Below are 347 nucleotides of genomic sequence, written 5' to 3'. Positions count from 1 at the left end.
TTCATCGCAACGTCAAACGCATGTCCCATTTCATGTTTGGTAGTATGGTCAAGATCCGGATTCGTTCCATTCGCTGGATTCGTAATCCCATCGTACACGCAAGTCTTGAAAATGCCAGTCACCAGCCCACCAGAACCCTGGGACCAAGTGAAACCACAGCGGCCAGCGCCGGCCTTCGTGCCATAGTTTGGAATGCCGTTCCAAGGTGCAGTATTGTTGAAGTAATCGACGGCATCTTGTCGAGTATTGAAAAAGAAGATTTTTGCACCGGCTGCTTTCACCTGATCGTATGCCTGCAATGGACCAGATGCTCCTTTTCGGGGCAAAGCTCGCACCGCAGTAGCGAT

General features: G+C 50.7%; 1 protein-coding gene. It reads right to left on the bottom strand.

Annotated elements, in window-relative coordinates; genetic code table 11:
• Window positions 1-299: hypothetical protein (locus tag BWR59_RS32315; protein ID WP_143491020.1), on the bottom strand; the 299-nt coding region annotated here is incomplete at its 3' end.
• Window positions 300-347: the final 48 nt, after the last annotated feature.

It is taken from the genome of Pseudomonas sp. Bc-h (assembly GCF_002080045.1).
In the GTDB taxonomy this organism is placed as follows: domain Bacteria; phylum Pseudomonadota; class Gammaproteobacteria; order Pseudomonadales; family Pseudomonadaceae; genus Aquipseudomonas.
This window is presented reverse-complemented; position numbering and strand designations above follow the sequence as displayed.